Raw genomic sequence first — 312 nt, forward strand, 5'->3', positions numbered from 1 at the left:
AGATCTTCCCGGTGGGGGCCGCACAGGCTCTGCCCGGCCCGTACTTCCTCATTCTGGCGGGCTTTGAGCAGGGCTTGCCGGCAGTTTTCCGGCTGTCGTGTTCGACCCCGGCCACCTGAGTCTGGTCAAGGGAGCACCCGAGGGGCGGCGCAAATTTCTGGATGCCGCCCTCTGTCAGCTCTACCCCGGCTACCTGACAGTGTACCGCCGCTATCTGCGGGCCCTGCAGCAGAAAAACGCTCTGCTGCGCCGCTCCCCTGCCGGGCAGGAACGTCCCTGCGCCGAAAAAATGGCCCTGCTCGAGGTGCTGAA

1 pseudogene is annotated in these 312 nt (G+C 65.4%); it reads left to right on the top strand.

Annotated features, from left to right (window positions below):
- Positions 1–73: 73 nt before the first annotated feature.
- Positions 74–312 (top strand): annotated as a pseudogene (locus P0G09_RS17485) (DNA replication and repair protein RecF); the annotation flags it as partial.

This window comes from Faecalibacterium sp. DFI.5.82 (genome assembly GCF_029076575.1).
Lineage (GTDB): Bacteria > Bacillota > Clostridia > Oscillospirales > Ruminococcaceae > Faecalibacterium > Faecalibacterium duncaniae.